12 protein-coding genes are annotated in these 16,005 nt (G+C 42.0%); 7 read left to right on the top strand and 5 right to left on the bottom strand.

Annotated features, from left to right (window positions below):
* Positions 1 to 131 precede the first annotated feature (131 nt).
* Together N6H18_RS15120 and N6H18_RS15115 are read left to right on the top strand one after the other, a co-directional pair.
* Entirely contained in the window at positions 132 to 1,385 is a 1,254-nt protein-coding gene (locus N6H18_RS15120) for a hypothetical protein (protein WP_262309118.1), read from the top strand.
* Between the two features lie 97 nt (positions 1,386 to 1,482).
* A complete protein-coding gene (locus N6H18_RS15115; protein WP_262309117.1) occupies positions 1,483 to 2,760 on the top strand; it encodes an MFS transporter in 1,278 nt (425 codons plus the stop codon).
* A gap of 78 nt (positions 2,761 to 2,838) precedes the next feature.
* Here the strand turns inward: N6H18_RS15115 and N6H18_RS15110 are convergent, their stop codons facing one another.
* Positions 2,839 to 3,984 carry a N(5)-(carboxyethyl)ornithine synthase gene (locus tag N6H18_RS15110; RefSeq protein ID WP_262309116.1) on the bottom strand — a complete coding sequence of 382 codons (1,146 nt, stop codon included), beginning with the start codon at positions 3,982 to 3,984 and terminating at the stop codon, positions 2,839 to 2,841.
* A 347-nt stretch (positions 3,985 to 4,331) separates the two neighbouring features.
* On the opposite strand from N6H18_RS15110, the gene N6H18_RS15105 reads away from it, so the two are divergent.
* From N6H18_RS15105 to eat, 3 genes are read left to right on the top strand one after another with little or no spacing between them, the layout of a single operon-like run.
* Entirely contained in the window at positions 4,332 to 5,708 is a 1,377-nt protein-coding gene (locus N6H18_RS15105; protein ID WP_262309115.1) for an ethanolamine ammonia-lyase subunit EutB, read from the top strand.
* Positions 5,705 to 6,463 (top strand): ethanolamine ammonia-lyase subunit EutC, encoded by a 759-nt coding sequence (gene eutC / locus N6H18_RS15100; protein WP_262309114.1) that lies wholly within the window; start codon positions 5,705 to 5,707, stop codon positions 6,461 to 6,463. Before N6H18_RS15105 ends, eutC begins: the two co-directional genes overlap by 4 nt.
* Positions 6,444 to 7,757 carry an ethanolamine permease gene (eat, locus tag N6H18_RS15095; protein WP_262309113.1) on the top strand — a complete coding sequence of 438 codons (1,314 nt, stop codon included), beginning with the start codon at positions 6,444 to 6,446 and terminating at the stop codon, positions 7,755 to 7,757. The genes eutC and eat overlap by 20 nt, the downstream gene beginning before the upstream one ends.
* 62 nt (positions 7,758 to 7,819) lie before the next feature.
* On the opposite strand, the gene N6H18_RS15090 is transcribed toward eat, so the two are convergent.
* Both N6H18_RS15090 and N6H18_RS15085 read right to left on the bottom strand, forming a co-directional pair.
* Complete coding sequence (locus N6H18_RS15090; RefSeq protein ID WP_262309112.1) at positions 7,820 to 8,320, bottom strand: YehS family protein; 501 nt, start codon at positions 8,318 to 8,320, stop codon at positions 7,820 to 7,822.
* 140 nt (positions 8,321 to 8,460) lie between these two features.
* Positions 8,461 to 10,260, bottom strand: a complete 1,800-nt coding sequence (locus tag N6H18_RS15085) for a hypothetical protein (RefSeq protein ID WP_262309111.1) — start codon at positions 10,258 to 10,260, stop codon at positions 8,461 to 8,463.
* Between the two features lie 300 nt (positions 10,261 to 10,560).
* Here N6H18_RS15085 and N6H18_RS15080 point away from each other — a divergent pair, with 300 nt between their 5' ends.
* Complete coding sequence (locus tag N6H18_RS15080; protein ID WP_262309110.1) at positions 10,561 to 11,457, top strand: hypothetical protein; 897 nt, start codon at positions 10,561 to 10,563, stop codon at positions 11,455 to 11,457.
* Positions 11,458 to 11,500: 43 nt separating this feature from the next.
* Positions 11,501 to 12,232 carry an SDR family NAD(P)-dependent oxidoreductase gene (locus N6H18_RS15075; RefSeq protein ID WP_262309109.1) on the top strand — a complete coding sequence of 244 codons (732 nt, stop codon included), beginning with the start codon at positions 11,501 to 11,503 and terminating at the stop codon, positions 12,230 to 12,232.
* A gap of 247 nt (positions 12,233 to 12,479) precedes the next feature.
* On the opposite strand, the gene N6H18_RS15070 is transcribed toward N6H18_RS15075, so the two are convergent.
* Both N6H18_RS15070 and N6H18_RS15065 read right to left on the bottom strand, forming a co-directional pair.
* A complete protein-coding gene (locus N6H18_RS15070) occupies positions 12,480 to 12,878 on the bottom strand; it encodes a hypothetical protein (protein WP_262309108.1) in 399 nt (132 codons plus the stop codon).
* Between the two features lie 224 nt (positions 12,879 to 13,102).
* Positions 13,103 to 15,199 (bottom strand): AAA family ATPase, encoded by a 2,097-nt coding sequence (locus N6H18_RS15065; protein ID WP_262309107.1) that lies wholly within the window; start codon positions 15,197 to 15,199, stop codon positions 13,103 to 13,105.
* Between the last annotated feature and the right edge of the window lie 806 nt (positions 15,200 to 16,005).

Genomic DNA, 16,005 nt, shown 5'->3' with positions numbered 1-16,005 from the left:
GAGTTTCCTCAGTGAATAAGCATTGTTTAAAGGTAGTCTTTTTCTATTTGTGATTACAAATGATAAATTCGCATTAAATTGGTCAAACTTTATTGACACTAATTTTGATAAATTAAATCTAGCCTGTATCTATGGAAATTTCTTTTGATACTTATCATCAGGACAAAAGTGTCTATTACTTTGCCAATGAGCCTCTGAATATACAAAGTGAGTATCTAAATCTCTACCTCCAAAAAGGTATAGAAGAAATGGGTAGCAAATTAAATATAGTCGACTTGCTAGTCACTACCGCACAGGAAATCACATTCACAATGTTTTCCAAATACTTTGAGGGAAATGAAAAGATGGTCAAAATCACTGCTAGAAAGAAGTTTGTAGAGGACTATTATGCGCACTGTGGCTTTGGTCGTATCAACCTCACCAGCATTCAACCTAAAGGAGGATACATCGAGGCAGTATCTGAGCATTTTGCCATGGCATGGAAACGTCACTTTGGCTTGAGGCCAGAAAATCAGCCAGGAGTGAGCTACTTTACATTAGGGTTTCTTTGTGGTGCTGTAGAAGCCATCTTTGACATAGTCCCTGGGAGTTTTAGAGGGAAACAAATTCTTTGCTTATCCAAGGGACATGGTGTTTGTAAATTTGAAATTTACAGAGGACTGAAACGAAAAATCAACAAATCTCCTGGCAAAGGTAAACTCCAGCACAAAGTTGGCGAAATAGAAGATGTCTTTGTGCCAAATGGGAGCAATGTCATAGAGGCCATCAACGGCTTGAATCTAAGTGGTGCAGATAGCAAAAAAGGGTTGATTGATCAGTTTGATATGACCCTGACCAAACAGTTTTCTAACTACATGGCGATGATAGAGATCAAATTGCTCATGCAAGCCAAAAAGCGATTGGGACCTCAAGGGATTAGAATCATCAAGACATTTTTGGAAAAACTGGGAGAGGAGAATACCTACTTTACTGTGGGCAAGATGCTTAATTCTGATTATTGGCAAGAGTACGTGGAATCAGTAGTAGGCAAAAATCCAGAAAGCAGACTATATGCTTGCTTGGATGTGTTTACAGCCTTTGGTTGTGGCAGGTGGCAATTGGTCAAAATGAGTACGGGGCAGTTCAAAGTGAGTGTGTTGAATAATCCAGAGACCAACTCTTTCCTTCAATTGGTAGGTAATACCAAATCACCACTGAATTTTTATGCAGGAGGATTGATGATGGGATTAGCCAATCTGTTGGATAAGGGTGCTAAAACGGGCAATGGTGTAGATTTGAATTTTGTCAATAAATTGAAAAAGGCAGGTCATCATTTCGAATATGTTTTTGAAAAATCGAGAATGGTCGGCTCGGAAATAGATACGCTCATTGTCAGTAGAACCTAAGTTTTTTTACACCGTACGAGATACGTTGAACACCAACTGTATTGGGAGATAGCAAAGCAAAGGTGTCTAGACCACAGCAAATGACAGCAAAGACCACATGAATCAGCAACATCACGAAGGGGCATTTTCCAAGTATCAGATATTTGTGATCGCCATCCTGTCTATTCTCCAGTTTACCATTGTACTGGATTTTATGGTCATATCTCCATTGAGTGCGATTCTCTTAGAGGAGTTGTCTATCACTACTTCGCAGTTTGGCTTGGTTGTTTCTGCTTATGCTTTTAGTGCAGGAGCATCTGGACTGTTGGCCTCTGGCTTTGCAGACAAGTTTGACCGCAAGCAGCTGTTGCTGTTTTTTTATACTGGATTTATTCTGGGAACCTTATTTTGTGGGCTAGCACAGGGCTATTTGTTCTTGCTGATTGCGCGCATCGTGACAGGGTTGTTTGGCGGTGTGATGAGTTCCATATCCTATGCAATCATCACAGATTTGTTTGCACTACAGAAAAGAGGTCGTGTCATGGGCTTTGTGCAAATGGCTTTTGCAGCAAGTCAAATATTGGGAATTCCAGTAGGTCTGTACATCGCCAATCAATGGAATTGGCATGCTCCATTCCTGCTGATCGTAGGGATTAGCTTGGTAGTAGGCGTGCTGATCGTCCTTTATCTCAAACCTATATCGGAGCATTTGGGTCTCCAAACCAAACAAAACCCTTTTAGACACATGTCGAACATATTCAAAAATCCTCGTTATATGAAAGGGTTTGCTGCTACGACGCTATTGGCGACAGGTGGTTTTATGTTGATGCCTTTTGGTGCGGCCTTCAGTGTCAACAATCTTGGGATTAGTTTGGAGGAATTGCCACTAGTCTACATGATTACGGGTGTTTTTTCGATTTTCATGGGGCCTATTGCTGGCAAGTTGAGTGACAGGATTGGAAAGTACAAAGTCTTTTGGGTGGGATCGTTGATTGCTACTATTGTGATTTTGATTTATTGTCATCTTGGCATCACTTCATTTGCTGTGGTGATTTTGCTCAATGTCATCATGTTTATGGGGATCACTGCTCGGATGGTGTCGTCACAGGCATTGCTAACCGCGATCCCAGAAGCCAAAGACAGAGGGGCATTTATGAGTATCAATTCCTCTGTGATGCAGGTGTCAGGAGGGATTGCCTCTTGGGTAGCAGGCCTGATTGTCGTGCAAGCCGCAGATGGCAAACTGGAGAACTATGGTGCTTTAGGTTTTGTGGTCACGGGCACAATCTTCGCAACTATTGCGCTGATGTACATGGTCAATAAAATGGTCTTCCATGACAGTCAAGTAGTGCTAGACTCGAAACAAGAGAGAGAGCCAGACTTGGTAGAGGTGTAATTGAGACTCACCCCACACCATTTTTTGTATACATGGTGTGAGGTGAGAACATAGATTCTACGCTGATTTTGACGACCTCTAATTCATCACCAGATAGGGGTATTGATCTTCTCTATTTTGGAAAGCCAAAATAGCTGGTTTTTGAATCATCCCGTCTTGTAGATTGATGGCTTGACGGATGGTTTCATTGTTTTGCCAGCTGTCAGGGCCTTCTATGACCGAAGGTAGATGGACAATCAGTGCTGCCGATATAGACCGAGAGGCACTTTCCCACAAGTAGCTAGGCGTATGATCTACCGCATAGTAGTCGATCTTGTTGAAATGGATCATGGGGTTTTTGAATGAGGTAGGTTTGGCAAAATAGAAGCCCATTCCTTCATCACAACTCACGTCGATTATCAAACAGCCCGGCTTCAAGGCAGATTTTTCATCCTCGATGATGAAGTGGGTCGGGTCGTTGGGATCTTGAAAGGTGCCATTGATGATGATGTCAGATTCGCTGATCAATGCAGATAGGGGTCTTTCAGACCCATCATGTTCTACCACAATCATTCGGGCTTCATTTTCCTTTCCCGATCTGATACGAACGTAGTGTGCATCTAGTACTTCCTCTCTGACCTCATGATCGGGTCGTTGGATACAAATCGTAATGTCTCTGAATCCGTGTGCTTTCAAGGCATAGATAGCACCTCGACTGACCGCCCCAAAGCTAAATATGATCACCTTGCGTTGGTTGCCATAGTGACCATCGATACCTTTGAGCTGTAGGGCATGAATGACCGCACAGTAGCCTGCCATTTCGTTGTTTTTGTAGAACGTATGTCTGCCTGGTTGTCCACTAGGTGTCCATACGAACATATCCTCAAAGGCAATCAAGGTCAACCTCCTGTCTATCGCCGCCTGAGTAATCGCCTGGTTTTGTACACAATGAGGATAGCCCCAGAGTACCCCACCTTCCTTCAGATCATTGATGTCTTCCAACACAGGCTTGGATATAATAACCGAACCGAGTTCTTTCAGGATATGTTCACGACTGGCGATTCCCCCAGACATACTGTTGATTTCGTCATCATCCATATCAAACGGACGGCCATAACCTTCTTCAAAGATCAAGTGTTTGCGTATGGATTCTGGTAGACGAAGAAGATGCTCTGGATGGATAGGGACACGCCTTTCGTCCTCCATTTTTGAAGTCCCAATGACTCCCATGGTTATTTGACTCATAAGATTTTTCCTTGAATGAATCAAGGTTATTTAGATAACACCACCTGTCTTAGTGAGAGGTTTCGTGTGCATACACTGTCAACAGTGACAGTGAGTAGTAGAGGATTGTTACTAGTAATTCAAGTAAGAATAGTTGTGGAGAGGGATGACCTGTCCACAATTAAGAGATTGATGTGATTTTTAAATCAAGAGATGATTAATCCTAGGCAAAGGTAAGCAAAATATGGCGAAGGGTTATTTGAAGCTGGTCAGCTGCAAATGAATTGATCACTGATTTAGTGACTTTTATGACTTTTCGCAGGTAGCCAATCTTTGCAATTCAATAAATAAATGCCCATTTTCATCAGATGAAATACCAACATACCGTCGGAGGTTTCAATTACGTCTTTTCTGATCTAAAAGCCGTATTGGCCAAGGCTACCCCTGAGAAATCTGGAGATGTCATGGCGGGTCTTGCAGCACAGAGTGAGAAGGAGCGCATGGCGGCCAAATTGGTGCTGGCAGATATTCCTTTAAAGCACTTTTTGGAGGAAATAATCATTCCCTACGAAGAGGATGATGTCACAGCATTGATCGTGGATACATGGGATCAACAGGCGTTTGAGAGCTTGTCTCATTTGACAGTAGGCGGTTTTAGGGATTGGTTGCTGGCTTATGAAACGGATGGTGACAGGATCAAGCAAGTAAACCTTGGTTTGATGCCAGAGATGGTCGCAGCAGTGAGCAAGATCATGTCCAACCAAGACTTGATTCTGGTCGCTTCGAAGATTAGAATTGTGACGAAATTTCGAAATACGCTGGGCTTGAAAGGACATTTCTCCACCAGACTACAACCCAACAATGCGACAGACGATCCCAAGGGCATCATGGCAAGTACCATAGATGGTTTGATGTATGGTGTAGGAGACGCTGTGATTGGCATCAATCCCGTATCAGACTCTGCCGCTACAACCAAGACACTGCTAGAGATGATGGACGAACTCCGCCTACGCTTTGACATCCCCACGCAGACCTGTGTTTTGTCTCACATCACAACTACTTTGGATTTGATCAATGATCATGCACCAGTGGATTTGATTTTTCAATCTATAGGAGGGACAGAAAAGACAAACACCAGTTTTGGCTTTGAGTTGAAAACGCTAGATGAAGCCTATCAGGCAGGAAAATCATTGAACCGCGGGACCTTAGGGCAGAACTTTATGTATTTTGAGACAGGGCAGGGCAGTTCGCACTCCGCTAATGCACATCATGGGGTGGATCAACAAACCTGTGAGGTGCGCGCCTATGCCGTAGCAAGACAATATGAACCCCTATTGGTCAATACAGTCGTAGGCTTCATAGGTCCAGAGTATCTATACGATGGTAGGCAGATCATTCGTGCAGGTTTGGAGGACCACTTTTGTGGGAAAATGATGGGCTTGCCTATGGGCTGTGACATCTGCTATACCAATCATACCGAGGCAGATCAAGATGATATGGACAACCTGCTGTCTCTATTGGGACTGGCAGGATGTAATTTCATCATGGGTGTGCCAGGTGCTGATGATGTGATGCTCAACTACCAAAGCACTTCGTTTCATGATCAGTTGTACATACGGCAGGTACTGGGATTGAAGCGGGCACCAGAGTTTGAGGCCTGGCTGCACCACATGAGTTTGATTGACCAAAAGGGGAAGATGGTAGAAGGGAAAACCAGAGACACGCACAAACTGCTGTACCTATGAGCAAAGAGAATGTTTGGGAGAGATTTAAGTCACTGACCGATGCACGGGTAGCCTTGGGAAGAGCAGGTGGAAGTTTAAAAACAGCTGAAATGTTGCTTTTCAGGCGGGACCATGCTTTGGCAAGCGATGCTGTGAAGACTGCACTAGATACTGAGCATCTTATCGAGCAACTGGCACCATTGAGTATGCCTGCCATAGTTTTGCACAGTCAGGCTACAGATCGGACAACTTATATTCAGCGACCTGATTTAGGACGAGTATTGGATGATGCTTCTAGTAGCTATTTGGTATCCTTACCAGCAAGGGACTATGATATCAACATCATCCTAGCAGATGGATTGTCTGCCTTGGCGATAGCGCATCACGCATGGCCCTTCTTGCAGGTTTTAATCCCTTTGCTAGGAGCTTACACTCTTGCGCCACTCGTGATTGTAAAACAAGGTAGGGTAGCCATCAGCGATCCTATTGGTCAATCTTTGGGTAGCAAATTGTCTGTGATTTTGATTGGCGAGCGACCAGGATTGAGTTCTCCAGACAGTATGGGGATTTACCTCACTTATCATCCCCGATCAGGCAATACAGATGAGAAACGAAATTGTATCTCCAATGTACGGAGTGAGGGCTTGTCGTACGAATATGCAGCACACAAATTGGCTTTCCTCGTGACGGAGGCCTTGAGAAGAAAACTATCAGGTGTCCAACTAAAAGACACCTATGACGGACAATTGTTAAACTATGACAGAAGCAAAGAGTGAATTGAAGCGAACCTTAGGACCCTTTATGCTGTGGGGCTTGGGTGTTGGTTATGTGATATCAGGAATGTACTTTGGGTGGAACCTAGGTTTGGCAGAGGGAGGTACATTGGGACTGGGTGTAGCGACTTTTTTCATCATCATCATGTATGTCACCTTCACCTTTAGCTACACAGAGATGGCGTGTGCGATCCCCAAAGCTGGTGGAGCATTTGATTATGCGAGATTGGGCTTGGGTAAGAATTGGGGTTACTTGGCTGGGATGGCTCAGAGCATCGAGTTTATTTTCGCTCCACCAGCTATTGCGGCAGCCATAGGGGCTTATTTCAATGTTTTCTTTCCTGAGATAGGAGTGACGACCATTGCGATAGGGGCGTATTTACTCTTCACCTTGCTCAATATCAGTGGTATTCGTTTTGCAGCTTATTTCGAGTTGTTCATCACCATTTTGGCGGTGGTGGAGTTGTTGATTTTTTCAGGTGTGAGTTACACTGCATTCGAATTGGACAACCTGACTACCAACGCACTTCCCAATGGTTGGGGCGGTGCTTTTGCCGCGATTCCTTTTGCGATTTGGTTCTTCCTAGCCATCGAAGGAGTAGCCAACGTAGCAGAGGAAGCCCGCAATCCACAACGCAACATTCTGATTGGTTTTGGTTCGGCAATATTTACTTTGGTAGTTCTTTGTCTATTGACTTTCACTGCTGCGGTAGGAGTGGATGGCTGGGAGGCCGTTGTGTATCCCACTGGCAGCTCTGTGCCTTCTGATTCACCCCTTCCCCTGGCACTTGCCAAGATAGTAGGAGATAGTCATCTCTTGTATCATCTGTTGATCACAGTAGGCTTGTTTGGCTTAGTGGCCTCTTTTCATGGGATCATATTGGCAGCAGGGCGATCTACTTTGGAGTTGGGTCGAGAGCGTTATGTTTCTCCTTTTTTAGGCAAGGTTCATCCCAAGACCAAAACACCTGTAAATGCCTTGGTCGTGAATATGCTCATTGGTATCTTGGCTTTGTTGACTGGCAAGACGGGAGAGATCATCACGATTGCTTGTTTTGGTGCGTTGACCTTGTACATCGTGTCTATGATTTCATTTTTTGCCTTGAGACGAAACCATGCGGAGATGGAAAGGCCTTTTAGCGTACCTCTGTATCCTTATTTCCCTGCGATTGCTTTGGTGATCGCTGTGGTAGCAATGATCGCGATGAGTATTTACAATCTCCAATTGATGTTGATCTACTGGGGTCTTGTGTTTTTGGGATATGTGAGTTATCGCTGGTATCAGCGTGGCATTTGATTGCGGGGATCAATACACTAAAAAATAGAAGCGGAAGGCCTTTAGCGGATTGCGAAAAGCGATCAACTACTTTTCTTCGTCAACCGCGTTTTGACTACTACTTTGTCGGGTCTGTGTTTGACTTGTAGTCCATGCAAGAAGTTGCGCAGGTATTGATCTTGACAGGCTCGGTATTGAGGTTGTTTGGGATTGCGAAAAAATGAACTTAGTTCGTGCTTGCTGATCTTCATATGCACCAGGTCAAACAAATCTAAGATGGATTGTTCATCCAGATTGAGTGCGATTCGCAGCTTTCTGAAAATCACATTGTTGTTGAGTTCTACTACAGGGGCAGGTTTAGCATCCTCTTTCTTTCCGCGCTTGTCTATGATGAAACCATCCAGAAAACTGCTCAGTTGGTCATTTTTTAAATTCTGATGCTCTGGTTCTTCATCCTTTCTCAACCAGTTTTTGACCTGAACTTCCGTGACACTGAGTCCTGCCATGGCAAAGATTTCCTTTACTTTTTTGTCACTCAATTCAAAAGTGAAGCGAATTCGGCGAAAGATGTCATTGTTGTTCATAGACTGAGTATTGGTAGTGAATCTGGCACAAAGTTAATCCCATAATGCCCATTTGCAATTTTGCAAGTTGTGATCAGATAATAAAAAGAAGAGCAACATTACAAGCCAACAGTCGACTGTCAACTTGTAATGTTAAATCTTTAAAACTGAATACTCATCCCAAAGTAAGGTGATATATACTGCGTAGTTTTATAACCCTCCTCTGTAGGCGTGAAGGTATAGAAGTAATCCACACCTGCCACGATAAAGCGGTTGAGGTGGTACACAAAGCGAACCTTGGCCAATGAGTTTTCATCTAACACAAACACATCATTGAGGTCACTCAATCCTCCTTTGAAATATTGGGCATGGAGGGAAAACTTGTCAAACAACCTGTCTACGTCTGCATTGAGAGTGACAGTGGCAGGAGTCTCTTCTGTAATATCGTCTGGGATCATCAAGCTACCACCAAAGGTTAATTTTTTGAGTACATGTCCTTCCAAACTGCCGTAGATACCGCTCATCTTTTTCGCGGATGCGAGAGAGAGAATCTTGCGATCCTTGTCTATCTCGTAGTAGGTATCGAAAAATTGTGGTAAGTAATAATCTGAGTAGGACAGTCTCTCTACTCTCAAATCTGCACTCAACATATCTGCAATGAAATGGAAGCGGAAATTGAAGCCGACATTGATGCCGTGTCCATCGGCAAAGGTACTGGTAGGTGTCTCGATCATGCTCGTCGTCTGTAGCACGGAGATGGAGTCTAATAGCACTTGATTGCTCACGTTGAGCTTGTTGTACCCTCCGAAGAGGTCGATCTGGATGAAAGGCACTCTCAGCAGTGTCATACCTGCGTCGATGTTGAAGGCAGAGATGCCGTCCTTGGTGAAGGTATAGGTAGTTTCTCCAGCATCGGTACTGAGTAGGGCAGTTTGGTCATGGTCTGAGACATAGGTGCCACCAATCTCCAAACTCCTAACGATCGGAATGAAAGTCCAGCTCAAGGGCCTGACATAGGGTCTCACGGCAAATAGATTGAAGGATGCGGGATCAAAATCACTGTAGAGACCTTCTAAACCCGCTAATCCTTTGACGTTGATATCGTAGTGCAGGCCAATCTTGCGTTTTTCGTAACTGATACTGTTGGAGTAGTTGTTGATCAATCCACCATAGCCGATCATGGTGCCTGCCATACTACCCACTTGGACGTAGACAGGGTCTACCTTTTGCTGACCCACTCTCACGTACCTGATGAGTCGCAGCGCACCTACTCCATCTTCAAACATTTCCGTTCGGAATTTTTTATCATCCAGACCGTAGAGTACAGGCACGTCTATGCCTACGCCTACTTTGCCTAGATTGAGCTCTGGTGCAAGTACCAACCCTGCATAGGCCTTGCCGTCAATGACTGTGTAGGTGAATCCGCCATTGATGGAGCTGGATGCATTGACCGGAGGGAGCCCCGCACGAAAATCCTCTGTGGGTTCTTTGTCCTTGTCCTTTTCTTTGCGCTCTTCTCGTTTGGCTTCTTTACGGGCTTGCTTGGCAGAGTCTTGGAGCATCTGCTCTTGTTGCAGTGCTGCCAGTTCTTCTGCAGTAGGAGAGGTCTCTACTGTAGCACTGTCCACAAAGACATATGGCTGCTCCTCTACCAAACTATCTGTCAACAATGGAGATTCATTGACGAGGGAATCAGCGAGTACAGACTCAGTCATCAAAGAGTCTGCAATCATGACTGGTTCTGCTTGGACTTGTTTGGTGGTATCTGCGACAACTGGATCACTTGATTCTATCACCGTGGGTTGTGACTCTTTGTCTTTCTTCTTTTTCTTTTTATCCTTTTTGGTGTCCTCCCACAGGTAGGAATAGTCAGCGAAAGGATCTTCCTCTTCCGTTTCTTGGGCGTAGGTCAGAGTGGTAATACTAGTCACAACGACTAGAAGGAGTAAGATTTTTCTCATAGTTGCTAGTTGTATAGTCAATGCAATTCAGTCAATGCCAACAAGTGTTGCCGACAATATTAACGACATCCAAGCTTTATATTGCACCCAAGTGCTTAAAAGAAATTGATGAACCATACTGGTTAGCATTAAATAATCTTGTGCCTCATCGCAGATGTAGTTGTTTCTTCACGAATCAGAAAGTAAAATTTTGAATTTTAGGCTTCTTGAAATACCTTCAACATGGCGTTGCATGAAATATGCAATTAGGTGAGATTAATCTTAATCAACGCAAAAAACACAACCAGCTAAAATCATCAAATGGAAAAAGAAGGAAGTTATAAAAACACGGTCCTTGAAATCGCAAAATGGCTAATTGGAACCGTAGGGTTGGGATTGACCGGGATATTCATCAATCAACAAATTCAAAAGACAGAATTAGAAATAAAGAGGTTAGAGGCAGATGCAAATTTCCTCAGTGTAGTCACCCAAGATGTGAAAAACAGAGCTGATTCATCCGAATTAGGATACTTGCAGTTCATACACACTTTCATCACCACTCCACAAATCAAAAATGAAGTCCGTTTAAGGATCGGAGATTTGAGTAGACATATGGATGAATCAAGCGCAAGGCAGGCTAAGAATACGGCAGAAAAACAGCAGGAAGTATTGGTCGATCATCTCAGTGAGCAAGAGAAACAAGCGTTTCTCAAGATGAAAACAGAAGAAAACGCAATTGATGAAAACAGTGATTTAGTCAGTATTGATCAGCTGAAAGTGAAGGAGAATAGGATAGCCCCAGATAAAAACGCCATTGACCTTGGCATCATTCATACATTGAATGAGACCAAAAAAATCATTACGCCTCTATCTATATCAAGTGGTGATGAGAATTATACCTTGATCGGAACTCCGGTCAGTAAGTGGTGCAAGCAGGGCTACTATGTGGAATTCAACAATAGCCTTAGGGTCGGGGTGGTCCATGTAGACAAGCAGTCCATGGTGTTTAACCTGAAGGATATTGATGGAGAAAACAAAACTGCTCCCACCATTATTCCGAATAACACAAGTGTATCCCTGTCAGAAGGCGGTGTCTATGCGATAGATCATCAAAACTACCGCTACTTGATCTCCCTCAATTACATCGGTGCAGCGGGTAAGAATCCTTTTACCCAAGCGGCATGTTTTACAGTAAGTACCTATAAGAAAAGCAGATAGGGGACTTATACAATGTATCATAAGAATTGATAATATTAATAAAATGGCAAGAATATTCATCACGGGATCAGCTGATGGGTTGGGACAATTGGCGGCCAAATCATTGGTTGAGCAAGGGCATCAGGTCGTCCTACATGCGCGCAATGAGTCAAGAGGGCTGGAGGCATTAGACAAAGTGCCTAGAGCAGAGACAGTTTTAATAGGGGATCTGTCTAGTATTGACGAGACCAAGCAATTGGCCGCTGCTGTGAATGCACTGGGAAGTTTTGATGCCGTGATTCACAACGCTGGAGTCTACCAGGCACCAAGTGAAACGATTGTCAAAGTGAACATACTGGCTCCCTATATCCTGACAAGTCTGATTGATCCACCCAAACGATTGATTTATCTGAGTTCTGGCATGCACACGGGGGGTCAGGCCAAACTGGCTCAACTAAAAGGTGACTATAGGGGAATCAACTACTCAGACTCCAAACTTCAGGTATTGATGTTGACGCTGGCAGTGGCTCGTCTCTGGTACCATGTATCTGCCAATGCCGTCGACCCAGGTTGGGTACCGACTAAAATGGGTGGTGCAGGAGCACCTGATGATTTACAGCAGGGCTATGAGACACAGACTTGGTTGGCTACCAGCGACGCTGCTACATTGAGTGGACAATATTACTTCCATCGTCAACAGCGCAGCTTTAACCCAGAAGCTAGCAAAGAGAACCTACAAAACGATTTGCTAAAGGCCTGTGAGCAAATCACCGGAGTAAAATTCCCGCAACAATAGTTCTGTGGTCTGCTGGGTATCATGAATCTGCTCGGACACAATTTTATTGTGCATGAAATCTACCTTGGCATTTGCAATGCCTTTTGGTAGGGATTGAGTCGTTAACAGTTTTCGCTGATTAAGCCAGAGAAAAGGGCTAAGGAATGTATATATACTATAGTCTAGGCATTACAAATGCCATAAAGTTGAGGTCGCAATACAATTGCGACCTAGCGGACATTCGCTATCACGCTATGTTATGCCTTGTTTATTGAGATTGTTTTTCACCCTGTCTTCTCCCTAGATAATAGAAAAAGAAGGATATAAATAAGCTCACTCCAATGTTATAAAGTTGATTGGTTGATGTAATCCACTCTCTAAATGAAATATTGTCTGGAGAATCGATTGTTGCAGTTGCCAGAATGCTCAGTTGGTGAGGAGTTAGGTAGATAGAATCAAAATCTTCTTGAAGCTCAATTAGAATGTCTTTCTTCTGCCCTAAAAGTCTTTTTTCATGCCTTAGTTCTGAATCTATTTTAGTCTCAATTGTTGTTAGTACTGAGTCGTACCTTACAAGTTCTTGGTATATATTTTGAGTTGTTTGCCTTGAATTTTTTATAACCTCATTATACTGTTCGTCCTTAGTATCTTCTGAAGTAAGCTTCATTAAAAAAAAACGGACCTCCAACAAAAAGAACCATCAAAACTCCAAAGCCAAGAAACACCTGAAGCATTTCTCCCATTTCGGTTCCAAATATTCTAACTAGAAAAGACTGATTCGATGACATCTGTTACATTTATAAGGCATAACGTCTATGTAAGAATCGTAGCTTTGGTTTGTGTATTGGCTTTGCGCGGCTATGATTTCTTACATTATGTTATAGGCTTTTTTTATTCGACTTGTTCAACGAGCATGTTATCACATTCTTTAAGCACATATTCAGGGATTGTATCAAATTCTAATGGATTAAGTTGAGCGATAAACTCATTTTCAATGTGATAGGTTTCATTGATGAATTTTTGCAAAACAGAGTTATGTAAATTAAGTCCAAAAAACCGGAATATTTGTAGTTTTTCATAACCGTTAGAAGTGTTTTGATATAACTTAAGTAGTTCATTTTCATCATCAATTGTACGAATAAGAGAATCATATTTGAAGCCGGGTATTTTTTGTTCGATAATATTGCACCCATCGTTAAAATTCTTTTCTTCCATTTGAGGATGTAAGTCGTCCTCACCCTTTGGCAATCTATAATCAATTGGTGTGGTTCTCTTGTGGAAAAGGTTAGAAAGTACTTGGTATGTGTCACCTGATTCATCCAAAATTTCAAAATACCTGCGTAGATATATTAGTTTGATGAGATCAGATCGATTGGTTTCAAGTACAGCTTCGCATATACTCGCAAAAGTTTTAATGTGACTTTTTTGTATCGCTTTCTCTGTAATAGTTCCATTTCTTAGATGTAAAAATGAAGCTCGAGTAATTCCTTGAAACTTTTGAGAGAGAGATTTTATAGTATCAATAATAGGCTCAACATCATGTGTGAGCATTAAAACTGTTTTGCTTTTGAGACAAGAATTTGACTCTCTTCTAAAAAGCATCTCAAGTATTGCAAACTTTTTGTTTTTATCGAATGATGAAATTGGGTCGTCTAGTATAATCAGATCTGGTTTTTTAGCTAGGCATTCGTACATAAAGAGCACTATTGCGAAAGCATTTTTTTCACCGAAACTTAAATGTTGCGTTCCTCCCTCAAGGTGATTATTAAAATCCTTATGATATAACTTTAACCTTGATTGTTCCCGTTCTCCAGTAATTCGAACTTCATACCTGTATCCAGCGGATGATAAAAAATCATTGATCTCCGACTGGTGTTTCCTAATCAGTAAATTAATCTGACGTTTTTGACGAATGACCTTGCCTTTCAGTTCCCCAGCTCTTTTAATTATTTCATTAATAGACTGATTTATCGGTTCGATTGCTGTTTGAGTATCACTAGAGTCCAAATGAGTGTAAAAAGCTAAGCTTAATTTTAAAGTGCTTAACTTTTCTGGCTCTATTTCTTCTTCGTTAAAATCAAAGCCTGAAAGAGATTTTAAAAGTTCTAATTTATCAATTAGGTTATCAATTTGCTTTTTTATGCTTATTAAATAATCAATATGCTCTTGCTCTATTGATTCTTTTAATGAAGTGATAATCGTCAATTTATCTTTTGCCTCGGCAGATAAGAAATGACCAAGCTTGTTTATTACTTCAATAATACTAACCAAGTGTTTAATAGTATTCTTGTCGTATTCTTGGCTGACTTGTTGAATTCGTTCCCTTTTTTCAGAAGTTTCAGAAGTACAATATGGGCAGCTATCTGAAAGTTCATTGAATGCGTTTCCTTTTGTTTGCCAATCAACCCATTCAACACTCTTGTCGCTTTGTATGAATGGTTGATATGACTCAAGGCCGGCAGGGATGTTTTTAATTTTATTACCTGAAGAAAAAGCTTTTAATCCTATTGAAGATTTAGATATGCCAGTACTTGTAAGTTTAAATGCTTTCCCTAATTCTTGAAGACAATTAATCAAATCATCTAAATCGGGGTTGTTCGTAAATGTACTTTTGACATCTGAAACTAACGACTCTATTTCTTCTTCAAGTTGTTTGAATTCATCATTTCTTATCAATATATCAAAACTATTCGATAGAAGCTCATCCTGTTGGAATACGAATTGAGTCACATAATCCTCGTTAAAACACATAACATTTGTGATATTTTCGAGCCCAGCCATTCTCGGCATCAATTCCTCTGTGTTATGTTCTCGATATTTAAAGGGTGTTAACTCATCCAAGGAATCACCATTAGCACCAAGAATAATTGCTCTGGAAATGGTGCTTTTACCAGTTCCATTTGGTGCTAGTTTGATATTTAATTTGCCCTCTTCAATCTTTATTGAAGCTGAATCAAAATTATTACAGTTTTCAATCGTCAAGTTCATATTGATTGCAGGTTGCGGCTAATTGCCTATAACAATTGTGTATGCGGAACTTTTGTCCGCATACTTGCCCTATGGCATGAGTAAATCTAAGTTCTTTAATTTGTCGATAAGGTAGCTTTCCCTACTTGCACCTCTACCAAAACTAATACTTCAATCTCATATTTGAACAAAACTATGGCTGGTTTGATCCGCTGATCATAGAAATATACCCAAATCTTGGTAGATGATTTGGGTGATGGGGAGCAGTTTCATTCATTGGCTAAAAACATCCCTCCAAAAACCCGCGCAGATGTAGCTCCAAACCTGCTGTGGTTTTCTCTAAAGTCTGCCGTGGTTTTACTCAAAGTCTGCCTAGGTTTTGTCCTAAGACTAGGCAGACTTTGCCTTAAGTCTGCCTAGTCTTTTTTTAAATCTGCGCAGGTTTGGCTCCAAGTCCGTGCAGACTTTGCATCAAATCCGTGCAGACTTTGTCTCAAATCTGCGCAGACTTTGCATCAAGTCTGCGCAGGTTTTGAGATACACATCAAATGGCATTGAAAAAGGGTGTTTTTGATGCTTATGAGCGGTTTGGTAGACTTGGTACACTTACTGCAAATCAATAAAGCAAACCACTTTGATCTCAACTATTTTATGTGCTAGCACACTGTTCGACTTTACAAAAGTCAAACGATTGTCACAGGATTTGTAATCCGATATCTCTCAAATAATTTCATGGTATTTACCTGTACAGTCAACTAGGAGTCATAGCGTAGGTGATTGTTTTGGATCTGCAACAATTGGGATGTAAGTAATGTGACAGTTCTCCT

It is taken from the genome of Reichenbachiella agarivorans, from assembly GCF_025502585.1.
GTDB classification, from domain to species: domain Bacteria; phylum Bacteroidota; class Bacteroidia; order Cytophagales; family Cyclobacteriaceae; genus Reichenbachiella; species Reichenbachiella agarivorans.
Note: the sequence above shows the minus strand (reverse complement) of the source record. Positions and strands in the feature narration are given on the sequence as shown.

Excerpts from the sequence above, each read along its gene's own strand:
- N6H18_RS15120 (WP_262309118.1), top strand. The coding sequence starts at position 132 with ATGGAAATTTCTTTTGATACTTATCATCAGGACAAAAGTGTCTATTAC.
- N6H18_RS15115 (WP_262309117.1), top strand. The coding sequence starts at position 1,483 with ATGAATCAGCAACATCACGAAGGGGCATTTTCCAAGTATCAGATATTT.
- N6H18_RS15110 (WP_262309116.1), bottom strand. The coding sequence starts at position 3,984 with ATGAGTCAAATAACCATGGGAGTCATTGGGACTTCAAAAATGGAGGAC.
- N6H18_RS15105 (WP_262309115.1), top strand. The coding sequence starts at position 4,332 with ATGAAATACCAACATACCGTCGGAGGTTTCAATTACGTCTTTTCTGAT.
- eutC (WP_262309114.1), top strand. The coding sequence starts at position 5,705 with ATGAGCAAAGAGAATGTTTGGGAGAGATTTAAGTCACTGACCGATGCA.
- eat (WP_262309113.1), top strand. The coding sequence starts at position 6,444 with ATGACAGAAGCAAAGAGTGAATTGAAGCGAACCTTAGGACCCTTTATG.
- N6H18_RS15090 (WP_262309112.1), bottom strand. The coding sequence starts at position 8,320 with ATGAACAACAATGACATCTTTCGCCGAATTCGCTTCACTTTTGAATTG.
- N6H18_RS15085 (WP_262309111.1), bottom strand. The coding sequence starts at position 10,260 with ATGAGAAAAATCTTACTCCTTCTAGTCGTTGTGACTAGTATTACCACT.
- N6H18_RS15080 (WP_262309110.1), top strand. The coding sequence starts at position 10,561 with ATGGAAAAAGAAGGAAGTTATAAAAACACGGTCCTTGAAATCGCAAAA.
- N6H18_RS15075 (WP_262309109.1), top strand. The coding sequence starts at position 11,501 with ATGGCAAGAATATTCATCACGGGATCAGCTGATGGGTTGGGACAATTG.
- N6H18_RS15070 (WP_262309108.1), bottom strand. The coding sequence starts at position 12,878 with ATGAAGCTTACTTCAGAAGATACTAAGGACGAACAGTATAATGAGGTT.
- N6H18_RS15065 (WP_262309107.1), bottom strand. The coding sequence starts at position 15,199 with ATGAACTTGACGATTGAAAACTGTAATAATTTTGATTCAGCTTCAATA.